The organism is Nostoc sp. (assembly GCF_036918245.1).
In the GTDB taxonomy this organism is placed as follows: Bacteria; Cyanobacteriota; Cyanobacteriia; order Cyanobacteriales; family Nostocaceae; genus Nostoc.
On record NZ_JBALEF010000100.1, the window covers coordinates 40983 to 60306 of the forward strand.

At 43.2% G+C, this 19324-nt stretch carries 16 protein-coding genes and 1 CRISPR repeat array; of the genes, 6 read left to right on the top strand and 10 right to left on the bottom strand.

Translation table 11 applies throughout. The features are described 5' to 3' along the window. Positions 1–22 precede the first annotated feature (22 nt). Entirely contained in the window at positions 23–919 is an 897-nt protein-coding gene (locus V7L12_RS28850; RefSeq protein WP_335089614.1) for an ATP adenylyltransferase family protein, read from the bottom strand. Between the two features lie 178 nt (positions 920–1097). On the opposite strand from V7L12_RS28850, the gene V7L12_RS28855 reads away from it, so the two are divergent. Further along, positions 1098–2354, top strand: coding sequence for an HhoA/HhoB/HtrA family serine endopeptidase (locus V7L12_RS28855; protein WP_335089615.1), 1257 nt, complete (start codon positions 1098–1100; stop codon positions 2352–2354). A 77-nt stretch (positions 2355–2431) separates the two neighbouring features. On the opposite strand, the gene V7L12_RS28860 is transcribed toward V7L12_RS28855, so the two are convergent. Further along, on the bottom strand, positions 2432–2632 hold the full coding sequence (locus V7L12_RS28860) for a hypothetical protein (protein ID WP_335089617.1): 201 nt from the start codon (positions 2630–2632) through the stop codon (positions 2432–2434). Position 2633: 1 nt separating this feature from the next. Between V7L12_RS28860 and V7L12_RS28865 the strand changes: the two genes are divergently transcribed. Beyond that, complete coding sequence (locus V7L12_RS28865; protein ID WP_335089619.1) at positions 2634–3161, top strand: hypothetical protein; 528 nt, start codon at positions 2634–2636, stop codon at positions 3159–3161. Between the two features lie 26 nt (positions 3162–3187). Beyond that, complete coding sequence (locus V7L12_RS28870; protein WP_335089620.1) at positions 3188–3385, top strand: hypothetical protein; 198 nt, start codon at positions 3188–3190, stop codon at positions 3383–3385. Between the two features lie 127 nt (positions 3386–3512). On the opposite strand, the gene aroF is transcribed toward V7L12_RS28870, so the two are convergent. The 7 genes from aroF to ldpA all read right to left on the bottom strand — a co-directional run bounded on the left by aroF (position 3513) and on the right by ldpA (position 11860). After that, entirely contained in the window at positions 3513–4571 is a 1059-nt protein-coding gene (gene aroF, locus V7L12_RS28875; RefSeq protein ID WP_335089622.1) for a 3-deoxy-7-phosphoheptulonate synthase, read from the bottom strand. 273 nt (positions 4572–4844) lie between these two features. Further along, entirely contained in the window at positions 4845–5315 is a 471-nt protein-coding gene (locus tag V7L12_RS28880; protein WP_335089624.1) for a PAM68 family protein, read from the bottom strand. 11 nt (positions 5316–5326) lie between these two features. Beyond that, positions 5327–5596: a 30S ribosomal protein S15 gene (gene rpsO / locus V7L12_RS28885; RefSeq protein WP_041565894.1), complete on the bottom strand. Its 270-nt coding sequence runs from the start codon at positions 5594–5596 to the stop codon at positions 5327–5329. A gap of 145 nt (positions 5597–5741) precedes the next feature. Next, positions 5742–7355: a CRISPR direct-repeat array (repeat unit 37 nt; unit sequence GTTTCAATCCCTAATAGGGATTTTAGTTGATTGCGAT). A gap of 346 nt (positions 7356–7701) precedes the next feature. Beyond that, complete coding sequence (locus V7L12_RS28890; protein ID WP_334824125.1) at positions 7702–8025, bottom strand: hypothetical protein; 324 nt, start codon at positions 8023–8025, stop codon at positions 7702–7704. A 179-nt stretch (positions 8026–8204) separates the two neighbouring features. Further along, complete coding sequence (locus V7L12_RS28895; protein ID WP_094348356.1) at positions 8205–8384, bottom strand: chlorophyll a/b-binding protein; 180 nt, start codon at positions 8382–8384, stop codon at positions 8205–8207. A 450-nt stretch (positions 8385–8834) separates the two neighbouring features. Next, on the bottom strand, positions 8835–10568 hold the full coding sequence (locus V7L12_RS28900; protein WP_335089639.1) for a R3H domain-containing nucleic acid-binding protein: 1734 nt from the start codon (positions 10566–10568) through the stop codon (positions 8835–8837). Positions 10569–10651: 83 nt separating this feature from the next. Beyond that, positions 10652–11860: a circadian clock protein LdpA gene (gene ldpA, locus V7L12_RS28905; RefSeq protein WP_335089626.1), complete on the bottom strand. Its 1209-nt coding sequence runs from the start codon at positions 11858–11860 to the stop codon at positions 10652–10654. Between the two features lie 248 nt (positions 11861–12108). Here ldpA and V7L12_RS28910 point away from each other — a divergent pair, with 248 nt between their 5' ends. The 3 genes from V7L12_RS28910 to V7L12_RS28920 all read left to right on the top strand — a co-directional run bounded on the left by V7L12_RS28910 (position 12109) and on the right by V7L12_RS28920 (position 18957). Next, positions 12109–16839 (top strand): PAS domain S-box protein, encoded by a 4731-nt coding sequence (locus V7L12_RS28910; protein WP_335089628.1) that lies wholly within the window; start codon positions 12109–12111, stop codon positions 16837–16839. Between the two features lies 1 nt (position 16840). Next, a complete protein-coding gene (locus V7L12_RS28915) occupies positions 16841–18469 on the top strand; it encodes a hybrid sensor histidine kinase/response regulator (protein ID WP_335089630.1) in 1629 nt (542 codons plus the stop codon). A 128-nt stretch (positions 18470–18597) separates the two neighbouring features. Continuing rightward, positions 18598–18957 (top strand): VOC family protein, encoded by a 360-nt coding sequence (locus V7L12_RS28920; RefSeq protein WP_335089632.1) that lies wholly within the window; start codon positions 18598–18600, stop codon positions 18955–18957. 137 nt (positions 18958–19094) lie between these two features. Here V7L12_RS28920 and V7L12_RS28925 read toward each other — a convergent pair. Beyond that, positions 19095–19324: hypothetical protein (locus tag V7L12_RS28925; RefSeq protein WP_335089633.1), on the bottom strand; the 230-nt coding region annotated here is incomplete at its 5' end.

Consider the following 19324-nt stretch of genomic DNA (forward strand, 5'->3'; position numbering starts at 1 on the left):
GCTGGATATTGCACTAACTCAATTAGGATACAGCAACATTTTTGAGGATAGTCATTGGCCCTTGGGTTTTGAGAATCTCCATTTCTGCTGCGTTTCGCACCAGCAGCGCACCAGCGAATCCTAATGAATTCACAGAGATAGATTGAAAATGCTCTTGCGATCGCGGTACGATCAACATCCATTCTCGTGTCGCTAGTAGATTGTAAGCACCAGATTGCTTTGCATCTAAACCTACAGCGTGACGCAAAGTGCGATAAATTTCCAGTGTTGCTTGGGCCCCTGCCAATGGCGATCGCACCCAATTGGAATTTAGTGATGCAAAAGCGTGTACAAAAGGAAGCTTTGCTAAAGTTGCGTTCGAGTTTTGAAATTGTGATGATTTTAGTAAAGCTTCAATCGGTATTTGCAACCCTGAAGGGGCAAGTGGTAGGGGTACTAATTGTAAGTGCTTGTGTCGCTGACTAGCACCTGCGGTTTTGCTACTGTTGTAAAATGCTAAACCATCGAAATCAGCCAAACACGCCCACATAGCCGTAAAATCTTCCAGCGTGAGTAAGCTTTCTTGTTCCTCGAAACCACGGGTGATGATTAGCAGATGATAATCTACAACATTGAATTTATTTAAAATACATACATGGGTATCGGAGATATCCGCCACAAATAAATCCTCTTCGTAGGGCAAAAAAGGATTAAACTCTTCACTAGAAGTAGCAGATTGTTTTTCCTGTTTCTCCTTAGCTGCTTTTTTGCGATTCAGGTTAGACAAAATCCGCACCAAAAAGCGCACGCCATCCTGTTCAACAAATTCAAATTCTGTCGGAATCGACAGTAATGCCCCACATTGCAAAGCATATTCAGTCCGTTCTTTAACACTTGTCCATAAAGTGCCAGGTTTAAGTAAGATTTTCCCCTGTGCCATTTTTATTCCTTCAGGCATGGTAAAGAGTACGCAGCGCTGTGCGTCTCTACGAATGACTATATTCCAATACGGTTCAATAAAATACCAAAGCTTTCACAACAACGCAATACCTCCGCAACAAAACTGTCACAAATCATATCTACATTAGTAATACATCTAAATATCGTTCCAGACAGCAATGCAAAACGAATCTCGCGACAGAGAACACCCATCAAATAGCATTTCACATAACACTGCTGATGCCAAATATCATAAACCCTGGAGAAAGGCTGCCGCCTCTCTATCGCTGGTGCTGCTGGGATCAGGTATGACATTGGCAGGCGGCTATATGGCTGGACACTCTCAGCAGGTGTCTGAAAATGCATCTAATTTGGCAGTAAGTCGAGTAAATGCTGCTCCTCCATTACCAGCTGCTACAGATCCTAACTTTGTTACCCAGGTGGTGCAAAAGGTAGGCCCTGCTGTGGTGCGAATTGACTCTTCCCGAACCGTAAAAACCCAGTTACCAGATGAATTTAACGATCCACTTTTCCAACGCTTTTTTGGCTCTCAAATACCAGAACAACAAAATCGCGTAGAACGGGGTACTGGTTCAGGTTTTATTATTAGTGCTGATGGTCGTATTCTCACCAATGCCCACGTAGTTGATGGCGCTGATACCGTAACAGTAACACTCAAGGATGGGCGTAGTTTTAAAGGAAAGGTGTTAGGAAAAGACGAGTTGACCGATGTTGCTGTTGTCAAGATTCAGGCAGACAATCTCCCGTTAGTAGCCTTGGGTAACTCAGATCAACTACAACCCGGAGAATGGGCGATCGCGATCGGCAATCCCCTTGGATTAGATAATACAGTAACTACCGGAATCATCAGTGCCACTGGACGCAGTAGCAATCTAATCGGCGCTCCTGATAAGCGAGTAGAGTATATTCAAACTGACGCAGCAATTAATCCCGGTAACTCTGGTGGACCCCTGCTAAATTCTCGTGGCGAGGTAATTGCCATGAATACAGCTATTATTCAAGGGGCACAAGGATTAGGCTTTGCTATTCCTATCAACACAGCACAACGCATTTCCAGTCAACTAATAGCTACAGGTAAAGTAGAACATCCTTATCTGGGAATTCAGATGGTGGGGTTAACACCTCAGCTAAAACAAAATATCAACTCAGATCCCAATAGTGGTTTGAGTGTGAATGAAGATAAAGGTGTATTAGTTGTAAAAGTTATACCAAATTCACCAGCTGCTAAAGCCGGGATACGTGCTGGTGATGTAATTCAAAAGCTTGGCAATCAACCAGTCACAGATGCCAGCAGTGTCCAAAAGGCAGTAGAAAATAGCCAAGTCGGGAGCGACTTACGTATGGAATTACGTCGCAATGGGCAGAATCTTAACATAGCTGTGCAACCTGGTGCTTTCCCCACACAGGTACAGTAATCGCTGTGGTGAGCCATTTTAAGCGATTTTTGAGTAGTAAATGAGTAGTCTCAAAAATCTGGGACTTCTGACCAAATTCAAGAAAACAAAGAAAGCTCACAAGAAAGCCGTCCTGTCATTAGTAGGATGGCTTTATTTATCGATATACATTCACCACGGACGATCGCGGGATCTACGTGCATCATCGATAAGTGTGAAACAAATGCGGGAATTTTTCTGATGTCTTCACCTAGAGATTCCCCGTATTTGTAGAGTTGTACCACCAACTCAAAATTCATTATGCAGCTTACGCTCATTCTTCAGCTACAGATTGCTTTATTTGTTGTATTCCTCTTGCTGGTTATATGCATTATCAAGATTTTGCTTCAGAGGAAATCTTTGTATCTGCACCAACAATCTACAGAATTGTTTAAGCAGTCTGTAGATCAATACCAAGAATCTGTAGACCTTTTCAGACAAGCTATAGATGAGTACGAATTCCTACTTAAGGAACATGGGATAGATACATCAAAACCAAAAGCTAAAGTTCCTCAGCAACCAATATCCCCAAGAACGTTCCAATTCAAAGTAACTCAGGAAGAAATAGACATTAACAACAAGTATCTGCACAGTGAATTAATTGCTCTAACCAATAACGTAAACACAGCTAATCAATTACTGGCAAAAGAGCGGCAGTTGTACCCCGGTAAATCTGAGAACTGGGTTTTGAAACAAGTTATCAGTAACTTGAAGCTCAAAAAACCACAGGAACAACTACGTTCAAAACAACACAAATACAAACCGAAGTTTCTCTGTCTCCAACGTTAGATACGCCATTACCAGACCTTAAAAAAATGAAGAGGCAACCTAGTAAACCAAAAAGAGTGCCCAAGAATAATCCATTGTACAAAGAACTTCTGAATTTACTCAGTGGTAATGAAGAAATTGCCAATCGATTGATTACACGTGAGCAACAATTAAATCCAGATAAATTAGAGAACTGGATTTTGGAAAAAGTTGTTGGTGATATAAAACGTGATCGGCGTGTTTGAGGAATGAAGGTAAGCGATATTTGTAGTAGGCGATTCATCGCTCATAGTAAAGTCTATCAGGACTAAAGTCCTTACTACAAACTCGGAGTTATACTGAGATACCCGATCGCAAAGTTGCAACTGAATTTTAAGCTAGAGCCACAGCTGGTTGCTGCCAGCGTCCCACCGCCTTACCAATTACTGCCAATTCTTGCATCAAATTATCGAAACGGTCTGGTGTCAGAGATTGGGGTCCGTCAGATAAAGCTTTGGCAGGATTGGGGTGAACCTCTATCATCAGGGAATCTGTGCCAGCTGCGATCGCAGCCATTGCCATTGAAGGCACAAACTCAGACCAACCTACGCCGTGGCTGGGGTCAATCATAATTGGCAGGTGAGTTAGCTTTCGCAACACAGGTACTACCGATAAATCCAGTGTATTTCGCGTATATTGACGGTCAAAGGTGCGTATTCCTCTTTCACACAAGATTACATTGGGATTGCCAGATGCCAGAATATACTCGGCTGCCATCAACCAATCTTCAATAGTAGCTGCCATTCCCCGCTTCAAGAGAACTGGTTTCGGCTGCGCTCCTACTTTTTTGAGCAAGGAGAAATTTTGCATATTTCTTGCCCCCACCTGAATCACGTCAGCAACTTCGGCAATTTTATCCAGGTCTACGGCATCCATCACTTCTGTAATAATACCTAGTCCGCTAACTTCCCGCGCCCTTGCCAACAAATCCAAAGCACTCTCGCCGTGTCCTTGGAAGGCATAAGGTGAAGTCCGCGGTTTGTATGCCCCTCCGCGCAAAAATGCGGCTCCAGCCGCCTTGACGCGCCGCGCCGTCTCTACAATCATTTCTTCATTTTCTACGGAGCAGGGGCCAGCAACGACTATCAAAGGCTGATGTTCGCCAAATACTACTGCTCCATCAGGAGTATTAACCACCACTTCTGAAGCTTCGCCGTGGCGGTACTGACGGCTAGCTCGTTTGTAAGGTTGTTCTACGCGCAACACCTGCTCAATCCAGGGGCTAAGTTCCTGAATTTGTAGTGGATCTAAGCTGGCAGTTTCACCTACTAGACCAATAACTACTTTGTGTTGACCAACAATTTTTTCTGGAGTTAGCCCCCAGCTAGTTAATTCCTCATCAATGCGGTTTATTTCCGCCTCTGGGGAACCACTTTTCATTACTATAATCATCTGAAAGTTCCTGATTAATTAATTGAGTAAAATTTTCTGTAAATAGGCTAACTTTATTGTTGCCTATTGGCCTAATTACAAATAGTTAAAAATAAAATTTGTTTACAAAATGTAGCGCTCAGTCAGTAGTTTTACTACTAAATAACTAGATATAGGGTATAAAAAGAATTATAAGATTTTAATTAGCAATGTTGAAGTGATAAAATTTCAACTTCAACATTCACTTTTTCATTTACCCAATACCACAGTTACTTAATACCTGAGCGCCGTTCATTATAAGTTTTTTTGCCGAGTTTCGCGCCAAGCTGCCACCATTCGTCCCCAATTGGTGTTGAACTCACCCAAACCCAGCAAACTTCCAACTTTTTCTTCATCCCAAGAGGCAGAAAGAACGCCATAAGTTATCCCTAAAACCCCCAAACCAAATAATCCCATGTTCACCAATAACACGGCGATGGGAGGTAGTCGGATGTCGGAGTAGATAGCAAGCAGATAGCTCACAACCAAGGCGCTAATGCCCAAAGTTGTTGGTACACCAGAGAACCCAGCTACCCGTCGGATCATCCGTTGGCTGACTACTTGGGGAATTGCCATCTCTTGTTTGCTGTAAACTACTTTTTTATCAGCCTGTTTGACGGATTCTTGGGGTTGTGCTGCTGGTTTACTTTGAGTTTTTGCGGGTTTTTGGCGCTTTTTGTTTGGTTCAAAGGGCAAACGACTGCGTTCAGATTCTTCAGCAGACATAAGCGGTAGTCCTATCCACGAATACCGAGACGAGCAATCAAAGCTTGATATTTTTCCCGACTTTCTTGCGATATATAAGCTAGAAGACGCTTGCGCTGGCCGATTAGCTTCAACAGTCCCCGCCGGGAAGAATGGTCTTTTTTATTTGCCTGGAGATGTTCGCTGAGGCGGTTAATGCGCTCAGTTAGCATGGCAACTTGGACATCGGCCGAGCCAGTGTCAGTTTCATGAACTTGGTAGTTGGAAATTATTTCTTGTTTCCGCAGTTGCGTCAGGGCCATGGTCGATTCAGTTTCTAGTTTTTCTAAAATGTATGCAGCAGTCTCCTATAATATCACAGCCCTCAAGCTGGATGTGGAATGGCCTTTAAAGTAATATTTGTACTTTTTGATACTATTTTTTAGAGGCTAAATTTCGGTACACTTCGTTCCAATCCCTGATAGTGATTTTAATTGATTGCGATAGGAACGCCTACGCCTTAAAGCTTTACAGGCATTACCCAGTTTCAATCACTAATAGGGATTTTAGTTGATTGCGATGCTGGTGCACCATTACACCTAGTACAACAAACCCTTGGTTTCAATCCCTAATAGGGATTTTAGTTGATTGCGATTTAATAAAATGCCGTTAGAAGGTTATCAAATACTGGTTTCAATCCCTAATAGGGATTTTAGTTGATTGCGATGTATAAGTTGTGCCTCCTGTAAAAGAAACTTTCAAGTTTCAATCCCTAATAGGGATTTTAGTTGATTGCGATTTGGATTATCGATATTGCATTTACTGCTTTTGGGAAGTTTCAATCCCTAATAGGGATTTTAGTTGATTGCGAGTAAATTTCTGAAGGAACAACTACGTTTAGTTGGTTTCAATCCCTAATAGGGATTTTAGTTGATTGCGATGCTAGCTTCGATGAAGTAATTGAAACAGCCACGTTTCAATCCCTAATAGGGATTTTAGTTGATTGCGATCTCCTGTGTCATCTGTATAGAGAAAGTCCCGTCTTGTTTCAATCCCTAATAGGGATTTGAGTTGATTGCGAGTGGGGGAGTGCTATGGTTGGTCTCCATCAGTTGTTTCAATCCCTAATAGGGATTTTAGTTGATTGCGATTATATTCAATTTGTCTAGTACAAGAAGTTGTCTAGTTTCAATCCCTAATAGGGATTTTAGTTGATTGCGATTTTACAACCAAAAGATGCGATGAAAGATTTAAGTTTCAATCCCTAATAGGGATTTTAGTTGATTGCGATATTATCATTATCATCAATCCTGCACGCTAATTTAAGGTTTCAATCCCTAATAGGGATTTTAGTTGATTGCGATCGGCCACGATCACTGACCCCATAGCTGGCACTGGGTTTCAATCCCTAATAGGGATTTTAGTTGATTGCGATGTTTTCAGCCAGCAACGAAGCAGGTTGACCTTCTGTGTTTCAATCCCTAATAGGGATTTTAGTTGATTGCGATCTTTCTAACTTTTTTAGTAAGGTCAAAATGGACGTTTCAATCCCTAATAGGGATTTTAGTTGATTGCGATATGTCCGGGGTAATTGTATACTTTTTTCCTGAACCAGTTTCAATCCCTAATAGGGATTTTAGTTGATTGCGATCTGTTTTAGAGGATTGTGCCAGAGAAGTACTCAGCGTTTCAATCCCTAATAGGGATTTTAGTTGATTGCGATGTAAACGGGCAACTTGGATAATTTGGTGCGGTAAAGTTTCAATCCCTAATAGGGATTTTAGTTGATTGCGATTATCCCCTTTGTCTCCCTTTGTCCCCTGCCATGTAAGGTTTCAATCCCTAATAGGGATTTTAGTTGATTGCGATGGGGATGGTTTGTAGCGGCAAAGCAATTTATTTGGGTTTCAATCCCTAATAGGGATTTTAGTTGATTGCGATCCAATCTTGATCAACATCTGTGCAACAATACTCAGTTTCAATCCCTAATAGGGATTTTAGTTGATTGCGATCTACCCATACCATGAGACGGAGCTTTGTAAATCGTTTCAATCCCTAATAGGGATTTTAGTTGATTGCGATGCAGCCGTCTGAAAGCCTTGTGTTATTTGGTTTTCAAGGTTCAATAGCGCGAATGCAAAAATCATAACATAAGGAGTGGCAATTGTGCTAACTGTAAATAGCTGAAAGTCAGTCTACATAAGGTGCGCGGATGGCTTCAAGATACTAAAGCCCTCAAATCCTTGCACATACCGCAATTCAGCTATTTTTGTATTCCCCCCTTCCCCAACACCTACCCATCCGCGCATTTAGCAAAAAAACTAATCCGATCGGAAAGTTGTTTATTTATAGATATCCTACTCGATTAGGTCAGCTGACTTTAGGTGATGCCTATGCCTACGCAATTCCAGCATTCCCATGACTAACCTTATTTTGCAACATCTTCAAAGTCTGTTATCGCACAAGCAAATTCTCTAAAAGCTGTTTTTATCAGCATCTCTTTCGTTCCTCTTTCCAGAGAAGAGTTGCGTATGAGGTCTGTTAATTCTATGAACAACAGAGAAAACATAAAACGATCTTGGCGGTCAACTTGTTTCAAGCAAGACGATATAAACTGATAAAGCTCTGTTTTTCTGGGTTTGGTTTGTTCATCCCATATTTGCAACCCAAGCCGAAAAGTTCTTAAGCGGATTTCATTGGTGTTGTATGACGCGTCTTTGTAGCGGACTGATACGCGTTGGGGTAGTTCCATGAGTTTTAGCTATACATATTCAATGTAAAGTAATTATTCATTTATATTTTGGCTCAACCGGAAAAATCTGATATTTTGCACCAATCGTAATAGCCGCCATCGGTTAGAAACGAATGATTGGCGTGGAATATAGAGAATTTTGTAGGGTAGTACAGCAGTTCTACCCTACGCTCGTCAATTTAGAGGATACCCCAGAAATGGAGTAGCCCTTGACCAGAAAAAGCTTCAATCAAAATTGCAGATACGAAACCAATCATTGCTAGACGACCATTCCAATTTTCACTCTGAGGAGTGAAGCCAAAACGCACAGCATTAGGATCTTCTGAAACAATAGGCGCAGGATTCTTAAAACCTGACATGAGCATAACTCCAAAGTTCAAGTGTTGTAGCAGTTGCAACTGTCTGTAAAGTAATGTAACAGATGTTTAAAAAAATGCAAGATTGAGTGAATTAGGACTTACTCACTCTTTACGAATTCTTTGTCTACGAGACGCTGCGTGATGTTGATGATAACAGCGAATTAGTGCGAGAAGATTGGACTATTAGCTTGAGTAGAGATAATAATTTTGGCGATTTTTGATGGTTAAAGCGCTTTTCAAATGCATAGACTTTTCTCCTAAAACGTTACGGTGTACACATAAGTTATCCGATTACCCAAAAGTCCTCCAAAACCTCACCCTGCCCTATCCTTACTAAGGAGAGGGACAGGTTGAGGTATCTCAGGGGCTATCTATGAGACTAACCGTAAATTGTCTTGACAAAAGTTTGTGTGTACATCGTAGGTAAACTCTTTAGTAGGGTTCTTAAAGTTACGCTGGATAAATCCGTAATCTTCTATTTGGTTCTTCGCCAAAACTATGCGACTTGAGGCGATAATGTTCTACCAACTCATGTTGCATTTTGCGGACTTGGGGAGAACGTGGCAATAACTCGACTGGCTGTCCTTTAGGAATCACAATTTGCTCAACGGCAAGTCTAGCTTCTTCAAGAGCATCCATCTCATCATCGCTACCATTGTGCAAAAACAATTGCAGTTCTCTATCATCGGCCATCTCTGGATCGTCAATATTCAGCAACCGCCGCAAACCACGGGTAATTTGGGGAATGGTGCTGGACTTAATCACGTGGATGGGTACATGACGGGCTTTGGCCATTTGGCGCAATTTGGCGTGGTTTTTGACGTGCGATCGCAGTGCTAAAATTGCATCAGCACTATCTATATCTTTTGTCAAGACTACGGGCAAAGTTAGCACACTAATTACCTGTTCCAGTTGGTGGCGGCTAACCCCATAAGGGTAAACGTGCAATGGCAAATCTTCACCATTCGGCCCTGGCTGTCTAGTAGCAGCATCAAAATCAATGCTCTCAGAATAATTGAAGGATTCATCTAGCAAACGATCAAACTCACTGCGCCCAGTTACCCGTTCTACAGGCAATTGGGGTAGTGCGACCATTTGTCCAGATGAACGCCAGCCATTAGACGGTCGCGCCGGTGGAAAAGAATCCTCCACTGTTCCTAGCTGTCCACCACGACCGTTGACAACAGCTAACTGACGTGTAACCGCGATTTTGCCGTGGTCATCAACGGTTCTCGTTTGTGGGGTAGGTTGACGCCCCCGCAGCAGATTATCTACGGTGTCAGCAACACTTTCGTGTACTGTCCAGCGTTGGCGTTCTAACATTTCCACCGCAATTTCAAAGGTAGGCGGGGCTTTACGCTCCAAAACGGTCTTTTGAGAGCCTCGCCGTCTGGCTTCATCGTCTCCCAGCGTCACAGCTTGGATACCCCCAACTAAATCAGCTAGGGTGGGGTTTTTAATCAGGTTTTCGATCTGATTACCGTGGGCAGTACCTACCAACTGTACACCCCGTTCCGCAATGGTACGAGCCGCTAAAGCTTCGAGTTCCGTGCCAATTTCATCAATGACAATGACTTCTGGCATGTGGTTTTCCACTGCCTCAATCATCACCTGATGCTGTTCATTTGGATGAGCCACTTGCATCCGCCGGGCGCGACCAATGGCGGGGTGGGCAACATCACCATCCCCAGCGATTTCGTTGGAGGTGTCAATAATCACCACTCGCTTATGCAGATCGTCAGCTAAAACACGGGCTATTTCCCGTAAGGCAGTAGTTTTGCCCACGCCTGGACGCCCCAGCATGAGAATCGATTTACCAGTTTCTACCAAATCGCGGATCATGCCAATGGTTCCGAATACCGCCCGACCAACGCGACAGGTCAAGCCAATAATCTTACCAGTGCGGTTGCGAATGGCGCTGATCCGATGCAAAGTTTGCTCAATTCCTGCCCGATTATCTCCGCCAAAGATTCCGACTCGTTGAATGCAATCATCTATTTGTTCTTGAGTAACGGGTACTTCGCTCAAATACTCAGCTTGATTAGGAAAGCGAGCCTCTGGGCGACGACCCAAATCCAAGACCACTTCTACTAAACTATCTCGTTTGGGATGACTCTCTAGTACTTGTTGCAGGTCTTGGGGCAAAATGTCTAATAACTTTTGGAGATCGTCTGTAATCGTCATGCTTTCTATGGTGACGTTTTTAGAGATAGCGAGGACATTTGCGTGCAGGAGAACCCGCCCTGGGTATTTTTCCGAACGAGCAATTAACGCTCCTGCTGTGACTTGATCTGGGAAACGAGAGAATGGGCAAGTTCTACAGCTTGCCAAAGTAATACTTCATCTTCTTCTAGGCGAACAGTCGCCTTTACATTGGTGTTACTTACCTCCTTATTCTCTAACTGTTCGAGAATTGGTGACAGCAGTAGACGGGCATAGCTACCGTAGGCGACCCCGGCGATGTGCGAGTGCTGAGTGCTGTTAGCGGTAGCGGGGCGTTTAGCCCGTGCTGTTAGCGGATAGCTAGGGTTTGGCCCGTGCTGAGTAGTATAGTCTTTCTCAGCACTCATAACTCGGAACTCAGCACTGTTTAACAGTCCCATTGCCTTTAACTTAGCAACGGTATAACTATTAGTGCCGCCTGATAACTGCACATATCCCGGTAACTTAGCTGCCAAAACTTTTTGCCCTAATTTCACCGCGGCGATTGTGGTGCCATCGCCAATATCACCACTCATGGGACGACCGTCAGTTTGCCAAATTAAAGCACCCTTGAGTGGGGCAATCAGGTCATACAGCGCTCTCAAGTAGTCAATCATCCCTTCACCATCAGGACAGCTGATCGCTAGTAACTTTAGTTGATCAGCCCACGGTGAAATTGCTTGCCATAATCGTTCAAATTCTGCCAACCGCCCAACTTTTGTATGGATTTCTACGGCATCTACTCCCGTTGACATTAGCAATGGCGCGATCGCTCCCGGCGTTGTCACGTATGAAGCTGTATAAATTATACGATAAGGGCAAATTGGTATGCAACGACCGCAGCCATAACACTTTTCGGATACTACTCCTGAAAAGTCTTCTTTGATACTGTCAAACACGATCGCTTGTGCCGGACAAATCCTTTCACAGGGTCTAGGACAGTCTGTAGGACACTCATGAGGATTAAATTCTGCTTTGCGAAAATGGGGATCTTCTCCATCGTTTAGGCTGACCATCAAAAAGGGTAAATTGCCTTTGTAGTCAAAGCCTCGCTTTTGGGCATCCCTAGCCAGAGATTTGGCTGCTTGTAGCCCTGATTGCGCTGCTGCAATTACTGCTGGATCAGCTGCAACATCTATACAGTCAGCGCCCGCCAAAGTATAGGCTAACGTTAAACTTCTGACTGCCGGTAAATGCTGGAAACTGGCTCCGCAGATCAGCTTGAACCAGTCACCTTGTTTGAGAGATTGTAAAGGTACGAACAGATCAGTCACTATTCTATTATGCGTTTATGCGACTAAAAATAGTAGTCTGCAATCGAGAAAAAGTCCGAATTTGCTGATTTAGGGTTTATTGAATTGGGCATTGGGCATGGGGCATGGGGACAAGGAGAGAAGTCTGAGCGCTGGCTTCCAGCGATCAGAACTTCGGAGAAAAGACTTGTTGGAAGTCTCACTCAAGTCACCTTGTCTCCTCTGCTCCCCCGCTCCCGCAGGTGTCTTAGGAGGGCACAATATACAACATGACAACTGTATTTTTTGTAGAAGACTCTGCTGAAGATAGAGCTTTGTATCGACGCTTTTTAGAGCAAGACGATCGCTACACTTATGATATTTACGAATTTGAGTCTGGAAATAAGGCGCTACAAGCTTGTCAAGGGAAAATACCAGATGTGATTTTGTTGGACTATCGATTACCAGATTTAGACGGGCTGGAATTTCTCACTAAGCTACAGAGGCAAACTTCTAACAGCCAAATTTCAGTAATTATGCTCACTGGACAGGGAGACGAAACGATCGCAGTTCAAGCTATCAAGAGTGGGGCGCAAGATTATCTAGTCAAGGGAAAACTGACCTCTGATAATTTACGTCAAGCGGTTCATGGGGCGATCAAGCAGAGGCAGCTAATGCGGCAGCTAAAACAAGAACAGGAACAACAAAAGTTAGTAGGAACGATCGCTCTTAATATTCGCCAATCGTTGAAGCTTCAAGATATCCTTGCCACGACTGTTCAAGAAGTCCGCCAGTTACTGGGCGCCGATCGGGTACTGCTGTATCAATTTACGCCTCAAATGCAGGGTAACATCGTAGCGGAGTCGGTATTACCCCAATGGACACCAATCTTAAGGCTGGAGATTGAAGATACCTATTTTCAGGAAAATCAGGGGGGAGAATATCGCCGAGGAAAAATTTGGGCAGCGACGAACATCTACGAAGCAGGTTTAAGTGATTGCCATATTCAACTTTTGCAACAGTTTCAGGTGAAGGCGAATTTAGTTGTCCCCATTTTGTTAGAAAGCAAGGGGACTCAAGCAGTTGAACTTTGGGGGCTATTTATCGCACATCAATGTTCTGCTCCGCGACAATGGCAGACATTTGAGGTGGAATTGCTCAAGCAACTGACGGTGCAACTAGCGATCGCTATCCAACAAGCCCAACTTTACCACAATCTCGAAACCCTCAACACCGAGTTAGAAGCCAAGGTACAAGAACACACTGCCAAATTGCACCAAAGCGATCGCCGTTTTTGCGCCATTTTCAATAACACTTTCCAGTTCATAGGACTGCTAACGCCAGCTGGCATTTTACTGGAGGCGAACCAGACGGTGCTAAGTTTTGCCGGACTGAAACTGGAAGATGTCATTGATCGCCCTTTTTGGGAAGCACACTGGTGGACAATTTCACCGCAAACTCAAGCAGAATTAAAACAAGCGATCGCTCGTGCAGCCCAAGGGGAGTTTATCCGCTATGAAGTTGATGTTCTCGGTGCAAATAACCGGGTAGCAACAATCGATTTTTCACTCCGTCCGCTTTTAGACGAGACAGGTCAAGTTGTTTTGTTGATTCCAGAAGGGCGAGATATCACCGAACTCAAACAGGCTGAAGAAAAACTCCAACAAAGTGAAGCACTGCTAGCCATTACTCAACAAATCGCCCATACAGGCAGTTGGGAATTTAACTTAGAAACGAAAAAGCGCTGCTGGTCAATAGAAACCTTTCACATCTTTGGTCTAAATCCAACTCAAAGCGAACCCACCCAGGCGGAATTTCTCCAAATAATTCACCCAGACGATCGCGACTGGATGGAGGCTCAACTGGAACAGGTGATGTCTACGAGGGGCTACGCCTACACCCAAATAACCCCTTTCAATGTTGAGTATCGAATTATCCGACCTGATGGTTCGGTGCGCTACATTGAGTCGAAAGCAGAGATAGCTTATGACGCTCAAGGGCAGCCAGTTAAGCTGTTGGGAGTGGTTCTAGATATTACACAACGAAAACAAACCGAATTAGAAATTATTCGTAGTCGTGATCTGCTAGAAGCTGTTTATAATGAATCCGCTGATGCACTCTTTTTGGTAGATGTCGAAACATTACTAATCGCTGACTGTAATGATCGAGCAGTGAAGCTATTTCAAGCTTCTAGCAAAGCTGAACTGATTAATATTGAAGGTAACACTCTGCAAAAACAACCGTTCACCTCTGATGAGATTGCCACCTTTGTGGAAGAAATTAACCAGCAAGGGTTTTGGAGTCGAGAAATTGAATACATTACCAAGCAAGGCAAACCCTTTTGGGGAAACATCGCCGCCAAACAAATCACAGTCGCGGGTACTGTGATGCAACTGGTACGAATCACGGATATTACTGCACGGAAGCATGATGAAGAAGAGCACAAACAAGCAGAAATAGCTCTCCGAGAAAGTGAGGAACGACTACAATTAGCCCTTGAGGCTTCTGGGGATGGTTTGTGGGACTGGAATATTTTGACTAGAGAGGTGTATTACAGCCCTCGCTATTTAGAAATGCTCGGATACCGCTTTGATGAACTCTCACAGGATTTTAGTACCTGGGAGCGATTAGTTCATCCAGACGATCTACCTTGGGTGGAGAAAATCTTGGCAGCTCACCTAAAGGATAGTTCAGCACCGTACAAATTTGACTATCAACTCCGAACTAAGTCGGGCGAATGCAAATGGATTGCCAACTACGGCAAGGTTGTGATGCGAGATGGATATGGTAATCCTCTGCGAATGACTGGTACTCATCGGGATATCAGCGATCAACAAGCCGCACTACGCGAACACAAACAAGCCGAAGCAGCCTTAGCCAAAAGTGAAGAACAACTGAGGCTAACGTTGGAATTTAACCACATCGGTCTTTGGGATTGGAATGTTCAAACAGGCGAAGTTATCTGGAATGACAACCATTATCGTTTGTTAGGTTTAGAGCCAGAAATATCAGCAGCCAGCTATCAACTATGGCGCGATCGCGTGCATCCAGAGGATGTTGACCGAATTGAACAGGCTGTATCAAATGCACTGGCACAACATATTAATTTTCAAGGTGAATATCGAGTGATTTTTCCCGATGGTAGGGTTCACTGGCTCACGGGGAAAGGACGTGGCGTTTACAACGAAGCAGGCAAGCCTGTACGGATGTTAGGGGTAATTATTGATAGAAGTGAGCGTCAGCAAGCAGAAGCAGCCTTGCAAGAAAGTGAAGCCCGGTTCCAGGCATTTATGAACAACAGCCCAGTGCTAGCTTGGATCACTGATACAGATGGGCGTGTACTTTACTTAAATCAAACATACCTGCGGACATTTAAATTACTACCCGAACAGGTGATTGGGCAATTTATTTCTGACCTCTACCCAGATGAAATTGCTCGGCAGCATTTCGATCATATTCAGACAATCACACAGACAAATCAGGTAATTGAGGTAATTGAAGTTGCTCCCCGACCAGATGGTATCCTTGGTGAGTTCTTGGTATACAAATTCCCGATTCTTGGATTGTCTGCACAAAAGCTAGTGGGTAGGGTGGCGATCGATATCACAGAACGTAAGATTTTAGAGCGAGAACTGGCTCACAAACAAAAGTTATTGGATACCTTTATCAATAATGCACCTGTTGGTATAACGATTATGGATCGGGAACTACGTTATTCATTCATTAATGAAGCATTAGCAGAAATTAATGGCATTCCCGCAGCGGCACATATTGGCAAGACACCGTGGGAGATTGTCCCTGATATAGCACCAAAGCAAGAGCAACTCTTTCAACATGTCTTAACAACGGGTGAACCGATTTTAGATTTGGAAATCAGTGGAGAAACCCCAAAATTTCCAGGTGTAATCAGGACTTGGCTAGCTTCCTATTTTCCCATTCAGTCTGAAGCCGATGAACCGATTAGCATAGGCATTGTCGTAGTTGAAATCAGCGATCGCAAACGCGCTGAACAAATGTTAGAGTTGCAAGCAGTCATTACCCGCAACATGGCAGAAGGAATTTGCCTAGTTCGTGCTATAGATGGCGTGTTTGTCTACGCCAATCCTAAATTCGAGCAGATGTTTGGCTATGACCCTGATGAATTAATCGGTCAGCATGTGTCGATTGCCAACTACGGTGATGAAAATAATACACTTGAAGATGTTAGTCAGGCGATTAGAACTGCTGTTTTGGAACACAGTGAAGTAACCTATGAAGTCCATAATCTTAAAAAAGATGGCACTCCATTCTGGTGTAGCGCTACCGCTTCCGTTTTTGAACATCCTGAGCATGGAAGCGTCCTTGTGGCTATCCAACAAGATATCACTGAGCAAAAGCAAGCGGAGGAAAAAATCAAAGCCTCTCTGAAAGAAAAAGAGGTATTACTCAAAGAAATTCATCATCGTGTTAAGAACAATTTAGGAATTGTTAGCAGTTTGCTGCAAATGCAATGCAGACGAACACAAGATCCTGTGGTGACAGCTATTTTGCGCGATAGCCAAAACCGCATTGCTTCCATTGCTCTAGTTCATGAAAAACTATACCGTTCTGAAGACCTCGCTGATATTGATTTCGCTCAATACATTCCAGATTTAACAACTCATTTATTTGATTCCTATAATGTCAGTTCCAGCCAGATTCAACTAAATATTCAAGTTGATAATGCTAGCCTTGACATCGAAACCGCCATTCCTTGTGGCTTGATTATCAACGAACTGGTTTCCAATGCTTTGAAATACGCATTTCTTGGTAATCTTGGAGGAAAAATTGAGGTTAGGTTTTATCAAGAATCCGCATCTACTTTGATACTCATTATTAGAGATAATGGTGTTGGCTTACCTGAAAACTTTGATAGTAAGAAAACTAAAACGCTGGGCATAACCCTTGTCCAGGGTTTAGTCAAGCAGCTAAGGGGAAAGCTTGAAATTGACTCTCAACAGGGAACAGAGTTCAAGATTACTTTTACAAACAGTCGGGCATGACATGATGAAAATAATTGGCATATCATCAAACACGCAGACAAAAGAGACAGTTCGAGTCCTTGTTGTTGAAGATGAATATATCCTTGCTATCAACTTACAAGAAAGTTTAGAGTCTTTAGGATACGTTGTTTTAGATATTGCTGATTCTGCAGAAGGAGCAATTGCAAAAGCAACTGAATTACGCCCAAACTTGATTTTAATGGATATCAGGTTACGAGGTGAAATGGACGGCATCCAAGCAGCAGAGCAAATTTGGCATCATTTGCAAATTCCGATTATTTACGTCACAGGCCACTCCGATCAAAGTACTGTTGAGCGAGCAACGCTGACATCCCCCTTTGGATACATTCTCAAACCCATTAAGGAGCAAGAACTTTACGTTGCCATTCAAACAGCACTCAATCGCTACGATCGCGAGCAATTTTTGAGTTCTGTGCTTCGGGAAATGGGCGATGGGGTAATTGTAGTCGATACTGAATTAAATATTAAATACATCAATCAGGTGGCTGAAGCTCTGACAGGGTGGCAATGGAATGAAGCTAAAGACAAGATGTTAACTGAAGTTATCAAAATCATTGATGAACAAACTCAGTTGCCGATAGAAAATCCAATTATTGCAGCCCTCCAACAAGAAACTACTATATATTTGGGCAGTGGCATCCTACTGGTTGCTAAAGACGGGATAACTATACCAATAGCTGATAGTGCTACTCCCGTGAGAAATAACAGTGGTGTAATTACTGGAGCCGTATTTGTTTTCCGGGATGACACGCAACGACGGTTAACCGAAGAACGTAATCTCGCAGCTGAACGCGCCCAACAACTAGAAATTCGTGTGGCAGAACTTCAACGCCTGAACCAGTTAAAAGAGGATTTTCTGGCAACCACTTCTCATGAAATGCGAACGCCCTTGTCAAACATCAAAATGGCAATCTCTGTGCTAGAAAATATTCTCGATCGGCAGGGGATCTTAAATTCAAACACACTTTCTCCATCTGAATCTGTAGCCCGCTACTTAACTATTTTGCGCGATCAGTGCGAACAAGAACTAGAGTTGGTTGACAATTTACTGCATCTACGAATGATTGATGCAGATGTCTATCCATTGGAATTAACTTCAATTAAACTCCAAAACTGGCTGCCTCACATTGCCGAGTCTTTTCACGAACGTGCTAAAGCTAGACAACAATCTTTTCAAGTTAGTGTTTTTCCAGATTTACCACCTTTAGTTTCAGACTTGGCTAGTCTGACTGAAATTGTCTCAGAGTTACTCAACAATGCTTGTAAATACACTCCGCCTGATGGACAGATTGTGTTAAATGTTCAGGTAATTGACATCACAAAAAGTCTGATCAATGAGGATGCTAAATCTGGTATATTACATAATTTCCAAGTTCCTTATTTTCAAATCACAATTAGTAATTCTGGGGTGATAATTCCGAAAAAAGAACAATCTCGAATTTTCGAGCCGTTTTACCGCATTCCTGAAAGCGATCGCTGGCAACAGAGCGGCACAGGATTAGGTTTAACATTGGTTAAGAAGTTAGTAGAATATCTCCAAGGCACGATTGAAGTTACCAGTTCTCAGGGCTGGACAACGTTTACAGTTCAGCTGCCTTTAAGTCTGTGATGGTATTTGTCATTTGTCCTTTGTCATTAGGCGTTGGTTATTAATTCTTCTCCTCCTACCTCCCTCACTCTCCGAAAGAGTTCAAACTACGCCAGAATCTAAATAAACGCGATCACATCTTACTAACAATGCAGATTACCCAAAGTCTCCATACAGCGATTCTTGTGACTGACTTAGAACGCTCTGAACATTTTTATGGCAAAGTACTGGGATTATCCAAAATAGATCGTTCCCTAAACTACCCTGGTGCATGGTATCAAGTTGGCGACTATCAAATTCACCTGATAGTTGCAACCACTGTCCCCACGGAAAACCCGAACAAAAAATGGGGACGTAATCCCCATGTCGCCTTCACAGTAGCTGACTTAGACGCCGCTAAACTGGAATTCCTCAAGCAGAATTATCCCATTCAAGCTAGCGCCTCCGGTCGCGCTGCCCTCTTCACTCAAGATCCTGATGGGAATATTATCGAGTTGAGTCAACAGTGAGCCGGAGTGGGGAGCAAGGGAGCAGGCTACAGTGTACACACAAGTATGACCAGCATAGGTTTCAACTCTTCTAGTAGTTTCGTAGTAGCGCGTATTGGCTAAAATAGTGCATTAGGTGTAGGTTGGGTTTCCTTACGTCAACCCAACCTACAATTTTTTTGCAACATTTGAGTAATGACACGCCAGTAGAGTGCGTTATGTCCACGCCAAAATAACAAATGAGTTCGCCAAAATAACAAATGAGTTCGCCAAAATAACAAATGAGTTCGCCGAAATAACAAATGAGTTCGCCAAAATAACAAATGAGTTCGCCGAAATAACAAATGAGTTCGCCAAAATAACAAATGAGTTCGCCGAAATAACAAAT